Source organism: Desulfobotulus pelophilus, from assembly GCF_026155325.1.
In the GTDB taxonomy this organism is placed as follows: Bacteria; Desulfobacterota; Desulfobacteria; order Desulfobacterales; family ASO4-4; genus Desulfobotulus; species Desulfobotulus pelophilus.
In genome coordinates, this window is the sequence record NZ_JAPFPW010000006.1 from 46,465 (window position 1) to 65,409 (window position 18,945).

Sequence of the window (18,945 nt, forward strand, 5' to 3'; positions counted from 1 at the left end):
TAATCAAAAGCCATCTTCAGCTTTTGTGGAAGCCGTATTATAATCATTTCAGTCTGCCTTGCAAACCATCCTTTCCACTTCGCGCCAGAGAAGAACCATGGCCGTAGCGGCCATACCTTCCTTTCTACCAATGGCATCAAGGCCCTCGGTTGTCGTTGCTTTAATATTGATTCTGTCCGGATGAAGACCAAGGGCTTTCGCCAGATTGCGCTTCATCTTTATTTTATGGGGAGAAATTTTAGGTTCCTGGGCAAAAAGAATGGCATCAATATTGATAATACGGAACTTTTTCCTGAAAAGAAGATTTCCTGTCTGTTCAAGAAGCTCCATGCTGCAGACATTTTCATAAGCCGGGTCGGAATCGGGAAACAGTTCACCTATATCTCCCAGTCCCGCAGCGCCCAGCAAGGCGTCACATATGGCATGGGTCAGCACATCGGCATCGGAATGGCCCAGCAGGCCAAGGGGGTAATCCAGGTGTTCACCACCGAGAATCAGGGGGCGTCCAGCGACAAAACGGTGAGTATCATGACCAATTCCTGTTCGGAAATTCATCGGGTGCATACATTTCTCCATATACAGGGTTAGAGTTCCTGCTACGGAGGTAGCTTATACCTTTCCTGTGACAGGGCGTAAAGACGGAATAAATGAATTATACTGTAGGGTATGCCGGAAAGTACCGATCAGAGACTCTCTGAGAGCAGAAGCAAAAAAAAGCAGGAAAGCAGCAATCAATGCACGGTGTGGGTTTCGATACTCATGGAAAATTCGTTCTGCAGAAGGACCATAAGGAGTTCAAGAGATACGGTGTCCATGATGTGGGGATGCCATCCTATGCGGGTCAGGGCATCGTTGATTCCCGCAAGGGTAAACGCACCACCTCCCCGAAGGATATTGTATACATCCTTCACAAGGCGGTGCACATCTCCGGGTTCCAGCCCCTGGCCAGTCAGGCGCATGAGGAGGGTGGCACAAATGTCAGCAGAATTGGCAACAGCAGGAGAAATCACAGGCAACCTCCCTTCGGTAATATGGCCACTCTATCGCGGCACTCGGTTTGAAACGCTGTTTATTCAAAAAAACATTTCATGCTCTATGGTTTCATATTTCAGAAGTGTTCCAGGATGTCCATAGGGAAACAACTTTATTTTCCCGGGATATTTTCCCGTTTCGCATCGAGCACAGGGGAAAAAGAATGGTTTCAAATGCAGCATGAAGACATGACCGCTGCAGAAACCGGCACACAAAAGCAGAAAAAACACAAATGATCAAGATTTAATATTGAAAAGGCAGCCAGTTGTGTTACATCAAATGCACATTGTGCAATACCAATGACTGCTGCGACTGTTCTCCCTCCCCGGGGAAAGCAATGGTATCTGGACTTTTTTCCCGGGGCCTGGATCTGAATAGCAACAAATGGGGAGTTTTTTTTGAAAGAAAATATTCGTATTCTGATCATTGATGACCATCCTCTTTTCAGAGAGGGGCTTAAATCCATTATAGTAAAAAACAAGGCTTTTGAGCTTGTCGGCGAAGCCGGTTCTGGCAAGGACGGATTGCGCATGGCAAGGGAACTGAAGCCTGATCTGGTTATTGTCGATATATCCCTGCCCGACATTAACGGTATTCAACTCACCCGAGATCTGACAGCAGCCTCCCTTTCCCTCCGTATTATTATCGTATCCATGCATGCCAAAATTGATTATATCGCAGAGGCCTTTCAGGCTGGAGCCATTGGCTATATAGCAAAAGATTCCGCATCGGATCGTCTGCTTCAGGGTATTGAAACAGCCATGCGGGGGGATTATTACCTCGACAGCGCGATTTCCCATCAGGTGGTGGAAAAACTGATGCAGTTTCCCGTCAAAGAAGCCAAAATTACCGATTCTGAATACGGTTCCCTCACTCCAAGAGAACAGGAAGTCATGCGGCTTCTGGCCGAGGGGAGCAGTCCAAGAGATATTGGGGACCGCCTTTATATCAGCCCGAAAACCGTGGAGAATCACCGGGCCAACATAATGAAAAAACTGAATGTCCACTCCACAATGGATTTAGTTCGTTATGCGGCCCGCCTGGGCCTGATTGACGTGGATCTCTGGAAGGAATAGGCTGTAATCATAGATTTTTATCATGCATTTTCCCTACCCCGTAATCCCTTCTCCGCATAAATTTTTCCGCTGGCGGACCGATCAGCTGCATTTCCGGGTCAGCGGCAAGAACATCCATGGCAATCTGCATTTCTTTTGTACAGCCCGTAGAATACGTAGCATCCTTACCTACCCACTCCGGAGGTACTTTTTCACCTAAAATGGTGAAGGTTTCGGCTATGTCCTCGTAGGTCTGAAACCGCCAGATGTCAATATATCCACAACGCTGTACAATTTCCCACATATACATGAGATCATCGGCGTCCATGCCGGGCTCGTAATACTGTGACGGATTGATGATAAAGGTGCGGGCAAAACGACTGCGGAGATAATCAATAAAAACTGTCATAATGCGCTTGGCTTCATCAATTTTACCGGGTATGGAACCGATAATCCCGCTGTAAAACATCACAGCCATGCCGTTTTCACGGGCTTTTTTCATCTGGGCAATGATTTTTTTCGCTTTGCGCTCCAGATCAAAGTGGGAAAATCGGATGACATCAGGATGGGCTGGCTTATGGAGAATCTCAACGCTCCCGTCTTCCTGGGTCGATATATTGAAAACGGGTCTTGTAAACTCAAAGCGGGTATCAAAAAAACGACGTTTCTGCTCTGCCCCCCTGGAAATAACCGCATCCGTTTCTTTAAAAACCCTGGCAAAGGTAGTGCAGGCCAGCAGAAGGTTGACATTTTCCCGGGTACCATCGGAAATGACAACAATATTTTCTTCTTTTCGTAAAATTTCAACCAGGGCATTTTTGCTGATCTCCGGGTCGGCCACGATGCGGGCACCATCCAAGGCCTCCTGCAGAGTACTGTCTTCCATCACATCCGCAAAATCCACCTTGGTAAAAATCGGTTCGCCTTTAAAACTGACCACAATTTTATGACCCAGACGGGCAAGATATCGAATAATTTTCAGATCCATCAGAACCTCTCCGGCTTCATCCGCCAGCCAGAGAATTTTTTTTCGCTCCTCACCGTCAGAACAGCGAAAGGGTTCTCCCCGAATTCCCAGAAAACAGAAAAGAGCCTCCACATCCCCTCTGAGACTTTGGGAAAAAATATCAAGAAAGGCATGGCAATCCGGCAGCAAGTCCCCACTGTTCAGCCATAAATCCTTTGCCCCCGTGAGGAGAAAGAGCCGTTGCAGTTCCAGTGTGTTCAGGTTGTCACGGATTTTGCCAAGGGAAACCGGCACTTTTTTCATGGAAGAAAGATCAACATAGTCAAAGGCATCTCGAAAGGCCTGGGACTTCAGAGCTTGAGCTGCTTTGTCATTGCGCTGTCGTTTTTCGTGCAGATAGGGATCAACGATATTGGTCTGGTTGAGAAAAATCCGGAAGAGACGTTTTTCCAGACGGGAGGGAATCATCAGTTCATCACGGGTTTCATGGCGAAACTTAATCTGAAGGAGGGCTTTGAGAAATTCTCTGTCTGATTCATTTTCAATGAAGACATCCACCACTTCCAGTATCCGATCCAGCACCTCACGGTAACGCTGTTGCAAAAAAACGGACTGCTGTTTGCCCATGATAGCCTGATACATCTCCTCAGAGCAGGGGTAGTAACGCTGATCCGGGAGAAGGTGGACCATGAACCCGACCTGTTCCGGCGCGGCCACTTCTTCCGGATAGGCAGCATGATCCAAGTGATTTTCAATGTAAAAGGCTGCTTCCCACGCCTTTTTTTCTCCGCTTTCTACGGCATCTACGTTATTTTGCCTGTTTGGAGGAATCATCGGGAATTACCTATAGACTTTTGGGTTGAGTGGATGGAGAAAAGGCTGCAATCATGGATGTCCCCGCCACATAAACGGCCATGGCGCAGACCACACTGTTCAGAGGTGCTATACCGGGAATATAGCGGGCAGCCAGAACACCCGCTGTCCAAGCCAGAACAGCTACGGGCCGGATAGTGACAAAGGAGCTTTTTTCGAGCCTTTCGTAGCTCGCTTTTCTTACCATATAATAATCTGCAATGAGAACCCCACCTATGGCGGGCAGCATGGTATTCAGAAACGACAGCCAGCCAACAAAATTATTGTAAAGATAAAGAGCCATGAGAGTACCCACGGCTCCATTGATCAGAACAAGTATTTTTTTGGGCCAACGGGTGATATTGGATAAACCCAGCCCTGAAGCATAAAGGGCATTGTCATTGGTCGTCCAGATATTGAGGCCAAGGATTACCATCGCCCAGACAATCATTCCCTGCTGCATCAGCACATCGGCTATGTCGGCTTGCTGGTAGAAGGCCGCACCAACGGCTCCGAAAAGAAACATCAGGCTGTTGCCAAGAAAAAAAGCGATCAGGGTTGTGATCACAGCTATTTTGGTTGATCGGGCAAAACGGGTGAAGTCCGGTGTCAGGGTTCCTCCGCTGATAAAAGAAGCCACACAGATTCCAATGGCCGCAAAAAGAGTCATGGGTTCGGCAGGCACGAGTCCCAGCCATCCTTCCATGCCACCGAAATCCGTAAAGGCTTTTCCAACGGAAAAAAAGCCGAGGACGGCAATGGCCGGCACGGCCACGAAGCTCAAAACTGTCAGCGCACGCATGCCAAACCATGCGGTAAAGGTCATAATCATGCCGGAAACAAGAATAATGAGATGAAGATTCCACCCCGTCACTTTCTGGACAGGAAGGGCAAACATGGCAACCCCTACCCCAAACCATCCGACCTGAGTGACGGCAAGCAGAAAGGACGGCAGAAAGGAACCTTTTTCTCCAAAAGAATAACGGGCAAGAAGGTGGGTGGATAGCCCCGTGCGGGCGGCAATGGCAGCCAGCAGGGCAGTATAGGCTCCGAGAAGGAGGTTGCCCGTCATCACGGCAAGAAAAAACTCCCATGCGCCAAGGCCTGTGCCCAGCTTTCCTCCAGCCCACATGCTGGCGGAAAAAAAGGTGAAGCCCATCATGACCACAAGCATGGACCAGAAGCCTTTCCTGTGGGAATCGGCCACATGGGCGAGGGCAAAATCGTTATCTTTCTGCATAGGATTTTCCATGGACTCTTCCATATTTTCGCATTATCTGAATGGCATGCCTGTCAGGGCCAGCCCCCGCAGTCAGCCTATAAGGCTTCCATACGCCTCATCTCTTCACGGCACAAAGAAACAATATCAACATTCCCAAAAGGTTCCGCATCCAGCCCTGGAAAGCGTTCTTCCAGAAAATCATTGAACGTTTTTCCGGATTGGGCAAGGTTCAGACAGGCTTTCCAGTATCCCTTCACGTCTTCCACATATTCTGGCGTCCAGAAAGCTCTGGATCCGGCATCATAAATAGCGCAGCGCTGAAGCGGAAAGGCCGGATGCTCATACTGGGAAGCAATAAATTCAGGGGCCATCTGAGCCTGCCACCGCAAAAGATCCGTTCCTGTCAGCTTGATGGAAAGAGGCGTTTCGGCCGAAGGGACCGTAAACCGGCCTTCCAGATAGATAAGCGTGGTTTTTTCATAATCTTGAAACCGGTCACGACACATGCGGTGGGTTTTTTCCAGAATTTCCTCCGCACGCACGCCGCCAAAGGTAAAAAACAAAATGGAACGGAGACAGGTCCCCTGCTTGATGGCTTCCTGAATGAGAGCCTGCATGGCATGTTCAAGGCTCGTTCCCGTGGCAACCACATCTCCGATCACAATGCTGGCAACCCTGGGCATGTACACCTTGCTGTATTCACTTTCAATAATATGCCAATGCTCAGGGTCATCATCCACCCTCGCCCGCTGGGCACTAATGAAAGAAGCACCATGGCGATTCCATCCGAAGGCAGAAAAAAGGGCCTCTCTGAGTCCAAAATTCAGCCCGCCACGGAGGATATGGAGAACCAGTGTTTCATTTTCCTCAATGCGGAGTTCCTTTTGAGCCTGTAAAGCCGTGAGAATGCGGGAACAGGCTTTTTCCAGGTTGCGGGTATATCGGATTCCCATGACAGCCGTATCATTGCAGATGGATCGGGTTTCAGGAGTGGATGCAATCAGTTTCTGAAAGCCGGTACTCTGCTCCGCTTCCAGGGGATACAATACACAGTCCGGCAATTCACTCTTGGGGTAACTCATGGATTTCTCCTTGGCAAGACACAAAAAAACCCGCAAAGGCGGGATGATTAACCATCTGTCCGGGCTTTGCCCGAAAAACTTATGTCTTTTAATGGGAGGAAACTTCACTGTCAAGCCCTGCCATTTGTTTTGAAAGCACATAGAAGGAACACCTTCCGTACAGTTTAGCTTTGGCAATGACCGCAGCTGCCTGACAAAGGAACCCAGGCCATTTTTCTTCGTCACTCCAGTTACAACCAACCACGTGCAACATCCGGAACCTGCCTGTGCCGGAAACACCCTATGCCAGAGACCTCACAACAAACACACAAAAAGACATTGCTGAAAGTAACAGATACATTGCACTAAAAAGGGTACCCATGATCCAGATTTTTTTACCCTATTCCGGTCAGCCTCATGGCCCCGTCCGATAAATTGATGCCCTCGTCAGTTCTCATTTTAAGGAGTTTTACCGAAAGTCGTCTTATACCCCCCCTGACGTTTGCCATGGGGAGGTTCCGTTCAAAAATATCCGTATGGTGGGTTTGTGAGGCGGACGGTTTTCTGGTTTTTGCCAGTCCATCATACATTTTTTTTCACCGATTCCCGTCAATCCAATTGAGCAGCCTGTTCGTTTCGTCGCCATTGGTGGCATGACGGTTGTAGGTAAGGCTTGATCTTTCCGACAAAACTGGTATGACCTCTTACCAGACATCGTCATACAACAATCATGGTCACAGACAGGGAAACAGTGCAGGTTCGATGCATGGAACCCAAAAAGGTTTGTTTTCATGGCAGATGAAATCAAAGGCTGGCACAGGGCACGTCTTTCTGCTTTTTTCCTCGGCAGGATACATTTTCAGCTCCGCATCCATGGGGTGACGATCGGCTGGTAAACAGCAGAATCCATTACGCGTCTCCTCTACCCCAGGCAACCTGCATCCAGGGAGGTTCATGGTGCCCATCGCAGCATCCCTTCATACAAAGCATACCATTTTGCATAACATCCTTTCCGGGTCATGGCCAGCAGGCACTCCACTCCCTCCCGAACGGGAGCTGGCAACCATTCTGGAAGTTACCCGACCAACACTCAGAGAAATTCTGAAGTTTCTCGAATATCAGGGGTGGATCACCATTCGTCATGGAAAAAGTTCCGTAGTTAATGATATCTGGGAAAAAGGTGGACTGGGCATCCTCAGCACCCTTGCCCGCTATCCTGACTTTATCCCCCTTTCCCTGATTACGGAACTTCTTGAACTGCGCAGGCAGATTCTGCCACCCTGTGCCCGTATCGCAGCCCAGCGTTCCCCCAAATGCCTGGACATCCTTCTTTCCACCGAGGCACTTCCTTCGGATGGCCCCAAAACCTTTTCTGAATTTGACTGGAAAATTCAGGAAATCCTGATCCGTGCTTCCGGGAAACGCACAACCCTTCTGGTCTACAATGACTTCAGGGATCTGTTCCGCACTGGAGGCACCCTTTATTTCGAAGCCCCTGATATCCGGAACCAGTCCTTGCGGTATTATGCAACATTACGATCCCTGTTCCCTCACGACCCGGAGGCTGTGGAAAAATGCGTATCGGCCGCCATGGAGAATAGCCTTCTCTACTGGCAGACCCTCTTCCCCTCTAACACTCCGGTACCCGATTTCGACACAGCCGAAATCAAAGACCCGAATTTTGTCCCATGAGGAAATTCATGAAAAGCTATGATCTGATCATAATAGGTGGCGGCATTACCGGAGCCGGAATTTTCAGGGAAGCAGCCGCATCCGGTCATTCCGTCCTGTTGCTGGAACGGCATGACTTCTGCTCAGGCACATCCAGCCGCTCTTCCAAACTGGTACACGGCGGACTTCGTTACCTCCGGCAGGGTGCTCTCCACCTTACAATGGATTCCGTCCGCCACAGGGAACGACTGCTGAGGGAACTTCCCGGACTGGTCACCCCCCTTTCCTTCGTGATGCCAGTTTATCAAGATACCGGACCATCCGCTCTGCAGATGAAAACAGGACTCTTTCTCTATGATCTCATGGCAGGCAAAAGCAGACACCGATTCCTGCTACCCAGCGAGCTCAGTGCTACCTTTCCACAAATGAACCCTCTTTGGCTCAAAGGCGGTTTTCTGTTTGAAGATGCCCAGGTGGATGATGCCGCTCTGGTCCTGAGGCTGATACGGGAAGGCTGCCTGTACCCCGGGGCAGAAGCGCTGAACTACACAGAAGTAACGGGACTTGTCCGCAGACCTGACGGTCGTGTGACAGGTGTCCGTACCCGGGACGGGGAAATTGGAGAAAACAACGCATACGGGAGTGCGCTGGTCATCAATGCCACGGGAGCCGATGCTGCCCTGATTCATCCTCTTCCTTCCAGAAAACAGCATATGCGTCCTTTGAGAGGCAGTCATCTTGTTTTTCCGGCAAGCCTCCTGCCCCTCAGAACAGCTGTCAGCTTTCTCCATCCGGAAGATCACAGGCCCGTATTTTTACTTCCGTGGGAAGGAGTCCTGCTGCTGGGGACAACGGACAGGGATGCCCATGCCAGTGATATGCATACGCCCCGCATCCGATCGGAAGAAATCAGCTACCTGCTCACAGCCGTCCAGCGTGTCTTTCCCGGCATTGCTTTCCATCGGGACAGCATTCTGAGCACCTTTTCCGGAATACGCCCTGTCCTTTCAATGGACAGAGATCGTTCTCCTTCCGATGAGTCAAGAGAACATATTACATGGCAGTCTCCGGGGTTAATCAGCGTAACAGGAGGAAAACTGACCACCTTTCGAAAGCTGGCCAGAGATACCCTGAAGCTGGCCTGCCGACAAAAAAAAATGAAGCTCCCGGACTTCCGTACGCCTGTGGTGAATACACGGCATCTCCCCTGCCCTCCTCTTCTGAATCCGGCTTGCTGGCAGCGCCTATGCGGACGATACGGAGAGGATATTCTCAAAATAAATTTCCGTAATCAAAGCATGGTCCAGCCCATTACAGGCACCCACCATATCCGGGCTGAAATTCTCCTTGCCGCCGCAGACAGCAGTGTACGCCACCTGGACGATCTGCTCCTGCGACGACTGCGCCTGGGAATTCTTCTAAAAAATGGGGCCATGGGTCTGATCCCGGAAATTCGCGAACTGGCCAGCAGTGAACTGGGATGGTCCGATGATAAGTGGAACAATGAAATTATCCGCTATGGTGCCATATGGCAAAAAGAACACTGTCCAAACGGAAATCTGCCATGAATGAAGTACTTCTTGCCATTGACTGCGGCACCCAGAGCCTCCGTGCCCATCTTTTTTCCACTGAGGGCCGCTTGCTTGCCAGTGAAAGACGGTGTTATGAGCCCTACCACAGTCCCAAACCCGGATGGGCGGAGCAGGATGCGGATCTGTTTTGGGACAGTCTTTGCCAAGTCTGCACTTCCCTGAAAGAAAAAGAGCCGAACGCTTTTTCAAAGATCAGCGGTTTGGGGGTAACGACCCAGCGGGCAACCATGGTCTGCCTTGACGGAGACGGCAATCCCCTTCGCCCTTCCATTACCTGGCTGGACCAGCGCAAGGCTCAGCCCCTGTGGAAGCCCGGCATTCTTACCCCTTTTCTGCATCTTGCCGGTGCGGCCCGTCTGATTCATAAAGCTCAGACCGATGCCAAAGGCAACTGGGTCCAACAGAATGAGCCGGAGATCTGGAAGCAAACAGCTTGCTACGTACAGGTTTCAGGCTTTCTGAACCACCGACTTACCGGGCGTTTTGCTGATTCCAGAGCCTCTCAGATAGGCCATCTGCCCTTTGATTATCGAAGGCAGAAGTGGAGCGGCCCTTGGTCCGTCAGTCACCGGATATTCCCCGTTGATCCCAGCAAACTCCCGGAATTATTGAACCCTGGAGAGACACTTGGCCGTGTAACCCAAAAAGCCTCCGCCGCTACCGGTATTCGTGCCGGGACACCGGTCATTGCCTGCGGTTCGGACAAAGGCTGCGAAACCCTTGGGGCCGGGGTGTCCGGTCCTACCATGGCCAGCCTCAGCTTCGGTACCACCGCTACGGTTCAGACAACCACCCCCCGGTATTTTGAACCCCTCCGTTTCATGCCTGCCTATCCGGCCCCCATTCCCGGCCACTACAATCCGGAAGTAGAAATTTTCAGGGGCTACTGGATGATCGCCTGGTTCAAGAATGAGTTCGGTCATCCGGAAATACAGGAAGCAGAAAAATGCTCCATGGCTGCAGAGATTCTGCTGGATCGCCTCCTGGCCCGTACGCCTCCCGGGGCCATGGGCCTCATACTGCAACCGTTCTGGAGCCCCGGCCTGCATCACCCAGATGCCAAAGGCAGCCTCATCGGGTTTGGCGATGTGCACACCCGTGCCCATGTGTACAGATCTGTCATTGAAGGGCTGGCTTACGGGCTTCTGGATGGTCTTCATCGCATAGAAAAAAAAGGAGGGTCTGGCATTCAGACCCTTGCCGTATCCGGAGGCGCATCCCAGAGTGATGCCATCTGCCAGATTTCTGCCGACATTTTCAACCGGCCCCTGATCCGTGGGGAAACCAGTGAAACCTCAGGCCTGGGAGCCGCCCTGGTAACAGCTGTTGGGCTGGGTATCCATCCGGACTTTTCTACCGCCCTTTCCCGCATGGTCAGAGTTCAGGGCCATTTTCTTCCGGACCCTGACAATGTAAAACTCTACCACAGGCTGTATACGGAAGTGTATCAGCGCATGTACACGGCACTGGCACCGCTTTACCGTAAAATCAGGGATATCACAGGATATCCTGAGGACTCACATTTCCATTAAAAAGGAACCACCCATGAAAATTTTTCTGCCCCCATGGATACAAACGCCACCCCCGGAAAAAAGCTATCGTAGTATTTTCAAATGGGGAAATCCTGCTGCCTTTAAGCATCCCAGCCCCAGACTGTTCCGCATGCTGAAACAAAATTTCGGGCTTGATAATGCAGACTTCAGGGAAAGGCAGTTCACGGGTGAAACAAGGGTAGTAGGCATGGACCTGGCACCTCAACTGTCAGAAGATTTTATGAACGCCGTGGAACAGGCTGTGGGGAAGGATCAGGTGGAGAGGGATGTTTACAGCCGTCTCCGGTACAGCACCGGACAAACGACGGAAGAATCCATGGATCTTCGCCAGCATAGGGTCAGAGGACTTACGGATCTGGTGGTCCATCCCCGGCATAGAAATGATGTGCAGGCCCTTGTTACTCTCTGCCATGCCCATGGTGTTCCTCTGTCGGTTTACGGTGGAGGATCTTCCGTTACCCTTGGTCATCGTATGGATAAGGGAGGTATTACACTGGTTATGGGAACTCACATGAACCGCATTCACTCCCTGAATGAAACGGATCTGTGCGTAACCGTAGAGGCCGGCATGATGGGAGCGGAGTACGAAAAGATCCTCAATGAGGCACCTTCCCGCATGGGAGCCGTACGGGCCTATACCGGCGGACATTTCCCCCAGTCCTTTGAGTACAGCAGTGTGGGGGGATGGGTGCTGACTCTGGGGTCCGGTCAGGCCTCTTCCCATTACGGAGATGCAGCCGACCTTCTGCTTGCCGTTGAGATGGTTACGCCCCGGGGAACCATCCGGACCTCTTCCATTGCCGCCACCGCAACAGGACCCAGGATCCAGGATTTTTTCAAGGGCAGCGAAGGTGCTTTCGGAGTGCTGGTCAGTGTCACCATGAAAATTTTCAGATTTATGCCCCAAAATCGACAATCTTTTTCCTTCATCTTCCATGACTGGTCTTGCGCCGTAACCGCCGCACGGGAAATCAGTCAGGCAGACGGTGGCATGCCGGCGGTGTTGCGCATATCAGATGAAGAAGAAACGGATGTGGCTTTGAAACTCTACGGCGTGGAATCCGGCCCACTGGATCACTGGATGCGATGGATGGGATTCAAACCCATGGCCCGTTGCCTGATGCTGGGGACGGCAGAGGGTGAGCGCATTCATGCCCGTGAGGTAGCCGCTATGGTACGGCGTATTGCCAGGCAGCAGGGCGGCATGTCCTTGACAGCTTACCCGGTACGAAAATGGGAGCACAGCCGTTACATGGATCCATATATGCGTGAGGATCTTCTTGATTTTGGCATAATTATCGACACCCTTGAAACGGGAGTCCCATGGTCCAGGCTTCATGAGGTCCATCGGAACGTACGTGCTTTCATCAAGCAGAATCCGGAAATCATCTGCATGTCCCATGCTTCCCATTTTTATCCCCAGGGCACCAATCTCTATTTCATTTTTATTAGTCGGATGATGAATACAGAAGCCTACCGGACTTTTCACAGAACAATTATCCGCAGAATCCTGGATGCAGGCGGCACCCTCTCCCATCATCACGGTGTCGGCCGGATGATGGCCCCTTTCATGGAAGAACAGCTGGGCAAGGAAAGCATGGATCTGCTGAAAGCGGTGAAGCGTCATCTGGACCCGAAGGGAATTATGGGACCGGGCATCATGGGTTTATAAAAAACGCTTCACCGGCTACTTACCTGTGTTTTTTTTCTGGAAAGCGATGCATGAATTCCGTTTCAGCCTCTGCCGTACCCACAAGAATCAGCTCCGTATCCTGCTCTATGATGCTTGAGGGGTGAGGATTGATATCCATATGCTCTCCACGCACCATGGCCACAACACTGCACCCTGTCTGGTTACGAATCTCGCTCTCAAACAGGGACTTGCCCACAAGATTTTTATGGCTTCGGATACGAAAAATATTCAATCCTTCCGTGAGCATCTGAACCTTGCCGGGGCTGAGAAGATTAAAAAGGGTATTCCCTGCAAGAGCGGCATAGGACATGACAAGGTCGGCCCCAGCGGTATGGAGAATCCCCACATTCCGGTCCAGGGTGGCCCGGCTGATAATCTGAATATCGGGACGAAGTTTTCGGCAGTAAAGGGTCAGGTAGATATTCATGTCGTCGGAGTGTGTGGTAATGAAAACCGAAGGTGCTTTTTGAATGCCCGCTTCCATCAGCACATCCAGATCCGCGGCACTGCCCACAACCATATTTTTTTTCCCTGTGGCAACCTTGCTGTTTTTTTCAACAATTTTATAAGCAACACCCCGTGAATCCAGAGTTTCCGCGGCCGCCTGCCCCACCCTTCCGCCACCAAGGATAAGAACGGGATCCGGTGATATCGGCTGTTTTCCCACAAAGTCCTCGTAGGCCAGAACCTGTTCCATGGAACCGGCCAGCACCAGTACCGTCTCCGAGAGAATGGAACTGTCAGGCTTCGGAAGTTTAAAAATTCCCCTTTCCCAGAGTCCTACAACATTCAGTCCCGTGGCTTCACGGATTCCGCAATCTAAAATGGTTTTTCCCACCAGGCGGGACCGCATGACCGGAGCTTCCACAATCATGAGTTTTTCAAAGCGACCGATAATGGCGGACTGAAGACCGGGACCAACAATGCGCCGTGCCAGAAAACCACCCAGCATTTTGCGAAACTGAAAAACCCGGGTTGCTCCGGCAAGTTTCAGGATGTCGACGGATTCATCCTTATCGGAAGTAACAACGATGGGGATATCTTTAGAAAGCTCCCTTACCGTAAAAGCGATATTGGTATTTTTCATGTCATCGGTGAGGGCCAGCAACATGGAGGCCTTTTGAATGTTCAACCTCATGTAGGTATCCGGATCATCGGGATCACCGGCCAGTGCCTTATATCCCTGATCTCGGAGACTTAATGCCTGATTCACATCTGGGACCAGCAGCGCATAATTTCTGTCATATTTAACCAGCCTGGCTATAAAGCTTGTGGCTACGGGTTCAAAGCCAACAATGATAACATGATTTCCCATATCATCCGGAAGACTCTGCCGGGCTCTGGACTGAGTCTGTGCTTCCAGCCATGGAGCGTAAAAAAACTGGATAAAGGTAAAAGGAAGCATGACAAGAAGAAACACCACGCCGGATATCAGTACAACAATGGAAAAAATCCGACCAATGTCACTTTGAAAGGTTATGTCGCCAAAACCAAGAGTAGACATTACGGTGAGCGTCCAGTACACACCCGTGGCCCAGGAATGGGTTTGGCCTTCCATGAGCATAAAAAAATGGAAGATCATACTGTAAAGGGCGATCACACCCGCAAGAATCACAATGAACCGTGATAGCAGGCGTATATTACGACGCGCTGTCCGGTCCTGAAGAAGATACATCAGCTGGGAGGGAAGAAATTTCATGCAACTTCCTTGTTTAGTAGACACTGGAACAGAAAACGGCTAAAAGCCCAAATCCTCGTTGATCAGCACCACATGGATTCGACCTTTGGGGAAACACTTCTCCGTGAGGGTCCAGACATTGCAAATGCGGTCTTCGCTGCTGCAGTTCATACAACGGCTGGCACTGGCACAGGGTGTCTGCTTTCCCAGACGGCGGATATTAACCAGTGCGGCATATCCACGGGTTCGCTCCATGCCTGCGGCCACATCCCTGACAACCTTGTTCCGTCCGGCAAGAATCACCACCTTCCGCGGACCGAAGGTAATGGCTGCCACACGGTTACCGATCATGTCAAGGTTTACCAGAACACCTTTTTCCGTTATGGCATTGGTACCCGTAAAAAACAGGTCGCAGAGAAGGGCCTGCCGTCGTCTTTCCATGGCGGATTCTCTGTCAATGCTCTTATCAAATGTATCCAGAATTTTGATGTCACTACGCTGACGCAGAATATCGTAAAGGCCTGTATCAATAAAGGTGCGCGAACCTCCCCATGCAATGGAGGCAGGATGCATGGCAGGAATCAGCTGTTCTGTAACCAGATTGCATGCTGCCCGTGTATCTCCCACCACATGGGAAACAAAACCATTTTCAGTCAGCTTTTCCGCCAGATCTTCCAGTTTTTTTTTCCAGTATGCATCAATGGCTGTCTGTGTCATCTTTTCCTCCCTGAAATAGTGAAGAACCCTTCACCCAGCCAGCGGCTTCCGGCATACGCCAGCGTGGTTTACTGTCCAGAAAACCTGTTACCTCCCTGCGGAAGACTTCCATTCGATTCAGTTTCCTGAGGCTTTTAAAAAAGCTTGTTCCATTTTCAAAGCTTTCCTGAAAGCAAAGCCACCAACCTTTCATTCTGGAAAGGAGATGGGAATCTCCTGAAAGACGTTTTCCATAGGCATTTTCAAGATCATCATAAAAAGATCTGAACCGGATGAGTTCCGTCTGATCTCCCGAATGAAAAGTTCCCCGCAGGCGTTCTGCTAAAAAGGGATCAGCCAGCAGGCCTCTGCCAAGCATCCACCCCTTCACACCGGGAAATTCTGTGGAAAGAGCCATGAAGTCATCCTTTGACCATATGTCTCCATTATAGATCACCTGATGATTGGAATCACGAAGAAAAGACCGGAAAGCTTCAAGATCCGGCCTGCCTTCATACATCTGAACACCAACCCGTGGATGAAGAATAATCCGTTCAAGGGGATAGCGGTTCAAAACTTCGAGTAAGGCCGTCGTTTCCCGGCTGTCATGACGGCCGAGACGCATTTTTACGGAAACACCAAGGGGAGACAAGGCACAGGCCTCCTCCAGAAACGCATCAATCCTTTCGGGAAAACAGAGAAGACCTGATCCCTTTGTCTTTTTGGCAACCATGGGAAAGGGGCATCCAAGATTCCAGTTAAGTTCTTGAAAGCCAAGATCGGCAAGGCGGCAGGCCAGAGCCACAAAGGCCTGTGAGCTGTTTCCAAGAATCTGGGGTATAACGGGAATGGAGCGCTCCCCTTTCTGTGCTACATCGGCAAGAATTTTTGATGAAAGATCTTTAGCCTGTTGCAGAGAAATGAACGGAGCAACGGCCTCATCCATGCCTGAAAAATGTTTCGCCCATATGTCACGGAAAACAGCATCCGTATAGCCCCTCATGGGAGCCATGATGAACTGGTCCCTTTTATGTTCATGATTCATGATACGGCCTGAAACCCTTTCACTATGTGGCAAGAGAGTGAAAAAAAAGTAACGAGTTGTTCGATAATGAAAAACACTTTTGTACAAACGTGACAAAAAAGCCTCCCAGAGAGGCCCTTCAAGCCTTGGCATTCAGCATAGAGAAACACCTGCATTATTTACAAAAAACTACCCCAAATTCCGTTGCAGGAACCTGGGGCGAGTGCTATCACTGGCAAGATGGTCCATCAGAACACTGCCGGATTTATGAAACCTGTTGGAATCCAATAGTGCGGATTTTCCGGAACAGCGACAGGCTGCCCCGGTAAAGGTCATTCCATCATCCGCCGCAGTCCGTGCACCCATGAACACAGGCAATCCAATCCTTCCCAAAGGAAGGTCGCTTGACACAGTACAACACATTCCGAGGAGGCACCATGGTTCTTTTTAATCCCAAACAGTACAAAGACCGCAATTATCCGGACGCAAGATCTGCAGAAGTAATGAAAAAAACCATCGAGTTCTTTGAGAACAAAGGACTGGCGAAACTTAAGGAGGATTTTCACAGTCGGGAATTCACCTATGATTTTGCGGAATTTGTAAAAAAAGAAAGAATTTTTGAAACCCTTTTCCTGCCCAAAGGTTACGGAGAAGATCCGAATCAGTACTATTCAACCTACCGGATGTTTGAATTCTCTGAAATTCTGGGCTTCTACGGGTCCGCTTACTGGTACATGTTCCATGTATCCACCCTTGGTCTTGATCCCGTACTTCTCGGTGACAACGAGGAAGCCAAGCATAAAGCTGCCGCCAAGCTCAAGGAAAATCCCCTGTGTGCCTTCGGCCTTTCCGAACGCGCCCACGGTGCAGACATCTACTCCAGTGAAGTGAAGCTCTACCCTCAGGCAGACGGGACCTATCTGGCCCAGGGGTCCAAGTATTATATAGGTAACGGCAATCTGGCCGGCACGGTTACGGTATTCGGTAAGATGGCGGACACAGATGACTATGTCTTCTTTGTGGTGGACTCCAGCCATGAAAAATATGAATGCATTCAAAATGTCATCGCCCAGAATCAGATGTATGTGGCTGAATTTGCCCTCCATGATTACCCCATTACGGAAGCGGAAATTCTCTCCCGGGGCCAGAAGGCCTGGGATGACATGCTGAACACCATCAATATCTGCAAGTTCAATATTGGCTCTGCTTCCATCGGAATTTGCGAGCATTCCCTTTACGAAACCCTGAACCATGCCGCCAAACGGAACCTCTTTGGCAAATATGTAACGGAGTTCGCCCATATCCAGCAGCTCTTTTTTGACTCCTGGTGCCGCATTGTGGGTATGAAACTTTTTGGCCTGCGTGCTACGGACTATCTGCGGGCCGCCAATCCCGAAGACCGCCGCTACCTTCTCTTTAATCCACTCATGAAAATGAAAACAGCCATCCAGGGTGAACAGGTCATGGAACTTCTCTGGGACATCCTGGCTGCAAGGGGTTTTGAAAAGGATATGTATTTCGAGCAGGCTGCCGTGGAAATCAAAGGCATGCCCAAGCTGGAAGGCACCAAGCATGTCAACATGGCACTCATTGCCAAGCTTATTCCCAATTACATCTTCAATCCCAAAGGATACCCCGAAATTCCCCGCATGAATGGTGGAGAGAACGATGACTTCCTCTTCCAGCAGGGTCCCACCAAGGGTTACGGCAAAATCCAATTCCATGATTACATGCCAACCTTCAAGGCTCTTTCCCATCTGCCCAACGCCGTAGTCTTTATGGAACAGATTGAGGCTTTCAAGGAATTCCTCATGGGTTCCGGTATGGATCTGATGGAACAGATGAAAAACTTCGATTTCCTTTATGCCCTTGGTGAGTGCTTTGCCATGGTACCCTATGCTCAGCTCATCTGTGAGTCAGCAAAGATCGAAAATATTTCCGATGATATTATGGATTCTCTTTTTGATGTCTTTGTAAGGGACATGTCCCGCTATGCCATGGATCTGGCCATGAAGCAGGCCACCAGTGAAAAACAACAGGAACTCTGTACTAAAATGTATAAAAAACCTGTGGTTAACCTGGATCGTTTCAACCGCATCATCCAGGATGAAATTTACAGTCTGGTGGATGCCTACCATATGAACCCCTGATTTCTGCCCCCTGAATACGGGCAGGCAAATCACCTTTTTTCCGAAGCTCCCCCCATGGGGGGAGCTTTTTTTCTTTCCCCTTCCCAAGCGAGCTGGTAAAAGACCCAGATTCTGTACTTACAGAGGAACAACGACATCGACTCATCCAAGGAGAAACCATGTTAAAAAAATCCGACTACAAAGAAGAGGTGAACGGCCTCTCCGCCTCATTTGAAACCAGCATGGGAAATTTTGAAGTGGAACTTTTTGTCAAAGAAGCCCCGGAAACCGTATGGAATTTTGTCAATCTCGCCGAAGGCCGCCAGAGAACCATCCGTCAGGGGAATTTTTATGACGGCCTCACCTTTCACAGAGTGATCGATGATTTTATGATTCAGGGCGGCTGCCCCATGGGTAACGGCACGGGAGATCCGGGGTACCGGTTTAAAGATGAGTTCAATAAAGAGCTCCGGCACAATGCCCCCGGCATCCTTTCCATGGCCAACGCAGGCCCCGGAACCAATGGCAGCCAGTTTTTCATCACCCTCGCCCCCACTCCCCATCTGAACAACCGCCATACGGTTTTCGGTGTGGTAACAAAGGGACTGGATGTTGTGATGAGTATCGGAAAGGTATCTGTTGACCGGCAGGACAAACCCGTTGAACCCGTAATCCTCCAGAAGGTTACCATTCAGAGGGCCTGATCGGGGAACCGCTGTA

General features: G+C 50.2%; 15 protein-coding genes. 7 read left to right on the forward strand and 8 right to left on the reverse strand.

Annotated elements, in window-relative coordinates; translation table 11 throughout:
* Positions 1 to 48 precede the first annotated feature (48 nt).
* Both ispF and OOT00_RS06800 read right to left on the reverse strand, forming a co-directional pair.
* Positions 49 to 564, reverse strand: a complete 516-nt coding sequence (gene ispF / locus OOT00_RS06795; protein WP_265424560.1) for a 2-C-methyl-D-erythritol 2,4-cyclodiphosphate synthase — start codon at positions 562 to 564, stop codon at positions 49 to 51.
* A 167-nt stretch (positions 565 to 731) separates the two neighbouring features.
* Positions 732 to 1,010, reverse strand: a complete 279-nt coding sequence (locus OOT00_RS06800) for a hypothetical protein (protein WP_265424561.1) — start codon at positions 1,008 to 1,010, stop codon at positions 732 to 734.
* A 420-nt stretch (positions 1,011 to 1,430) separates the two neighbouring features.
* Between OOT00_RS06800 and OOT00_RS06805 the strand changes: the two genes are divergently transcribed.
* Positions 1,431 to 2,108: a response regulator gene (locus OOT00_RS06805; protein WP_265424562.1), complete on the forward strand. Its 678-nt coding sequence runs from the start codon at positions 1,431 to 1,433 to the stop codon at positions 2,106 to 2,108.
* A 7-nt stretch (positions 2,109 to 2,115) separates the two neighbouring features.
* Here OOT00_RS06805 and OOT00_RS06810 read toward each other — a convergent pair whose 3' ends face one another.
* The 3 genes from OOT00_RS06810 to OOT00_RS06820 all read right to left on the reverse strand — a co-directional run bounded on the left by OOT00_RS06810 (position 2,116) and on the right by OOT00_RS06820 (position 6,210).
* Complete coding sequence (locus OOT00_RS06810; protein ID WP_265424563.1) at positions 2,116 to 3,888, reverse strand: ARMT1-like domain-containing protein; 1,773 nt, start codon at positions 3,886 to 3,888, stop codon at positions 2,116 to 2,118.
* Positions 3,889 to 3,898: 10 nt separating this feature from the next.
* Positions 3,899 to 5,158 (reverse strand): cytosine permease, encoded by a 1,260-nt coding sequence (gene codB, locus OOT00_RS06815; protein WP_265424564.1) that lies wholly within the window; start codon positions 5,156 to 5,158, stop codon positions 3,899 to 3,901.
* 65 nt (positions 5,159 to 5,223) lie between these two features.
* Positions 5,224 to 6,210: a type I phosphoribosyltransferase gene (locus tag OOT00_RS06820; RefSeq protein WP_265424565.1), complete on the reverse strand. Its 987-nt coding sequence runs from the start codon at positions 6,208 to 6,210 to the stop codon at positions 5,224 to 5,226.
* Positions 6,211 to 7,143: 933 nt separating this feature from the next.
* Between OOT00_RS06820 and OOT00_RS06825 the strand changes: the two genes are divergently transcribed.
* From OOT00_RS06825 to OOT00_RS06840, 4 genes are read left to right on the forward strand one after another with little or no spacing between them, the layout of a single operon-like run.
* Positions 7,144 to 7,881 carry a GntR family transcriptional regulator gene (locus tag OOT00_RS06825; protein ID WP_265424566.1) on the forward strand — a complete coding sequence of 246 codons (738 nt, stop codon included), beginning with the start codon at positions 7,144 to 7,146 and terminating at the stop codon, positions 7,879 to 7,881.
* 8 nt (positions 7,882 to 7,889) lie between these two features.
* Positions 7,890 to 9,428, forward strand: coding sequence for a glycerol-3-phosphate dehydrogenase/oxidase (locus tag OOT00_RS06830; RefSeq protein WP_265424567.1), 1,539 nt, complete (start codon positions 7,890 to 7,892; stop codon positions 9,426 to 9,428).
* A complete protein-coding gene (locus OOT00_RS06835) occupies positions 9,425 to 10,984 on the forward strand; it encodes an FGGY-family carbohydrate kinase (protein ID WP_265424568.1) in 1,560 nt (519 codons plus the stop codon). The genes OOT00_RS06830 and OOT00_RS06835 overlap by 4 nt, the downstream gene beginning before the upstream one ends.
* Positions 10,985 to 10,997: 13 nt before the next feature.
* Positions 10,998 to 12,677: an FAD-binding oxidoreductase gene (locus tag OOT00_RS06840; RefSeq protein ID WP_265424569.1), complete on the forward strand. Its 1,680-nt coding sequence runs from the start codon at positions 10,998 to 11,000 to the stop codon at positions 12,675 to 12,677.
* 19 nt (positions 12,678 to 12,696) lie between these two features.
* Here the strand turns inward: OOT00_RS06840 and OOT00_RS06845 are convergent, their stop codons facing one another.
* The 3 genes from OOT00_RS06845 to OOT00_RS06855 are packed head-to-tail and all read right to left on the reverse strand — an operon-like array spanning position 12,697 to position 16,117.
* On the reverse strand, positions 12,697 to 14,397 hold the full coding sequence (locus OOT00_RS06845) for a potassium channel family protein (RefSeq protein WP_265424570.1): 1,701 nt from the start codon (positions 14,395 to 14,397) through the stop codon (positions 12,697 to 12,699).
* 39 nt (positions 14,398 to 14,436) lie between these two features.
* A complete protein-coding gene (locus OOT00_RS06850; protein ID WP_265424571.1) occupies positions 14,437 to 15,093 on the reverse strand; it encodes a lactate utilization protein in 657 nt (218 codons plus the stop codon).
* Positions 15,074 to 16,117, reverse strand: a complete 1,044-nt coding sequence (locus OOT00_RS06855; protein WP_265424572.1) for a tRNA dihydrouridine synthase — start codon at positions 16,115 to 16,117, stop codon at positions 15,074 to 15,076. Before OOT00_RS06855 ends, OOT00_RS06850 begins: the two co-directional genes overlap by 20 nt.
* A gap of 416 nt (positions 16,118 to 16,533) precedes the next feature.
* Between OOT00_RS06855 and OOT00_RS06860 the strand changes: the two genes are divergently transcribed.
* Positions 16,534 to 18,246: an acyl-CoA dehydrogenase family protein gene (locus OOT00_RS06860; RefSeq protein ID WP_265424573.1), complete on the forward strand. Its 1,713-nt coding sequence runs from the start codon at positions 16,534 to 16,536 to the stop codon at positions 18,244 to 18,246.
* A 158-nt stretch (positions 18,247 to 18,404) separates the two neighbouring features.
* Positions 18,405 to 18,929, forward strand: coding sequence for a peptidylprolyl isomerase (locus OOT00_RS06865; protein ID WP_265424574.1), 525 nt, complete (start codon positions 18,405 to 18,407; stop codon positions 18,927 to 18,929).
* The last annotated feature ends 16 nt before the right edge of the window (positions 18,930 to 18,945 follow it).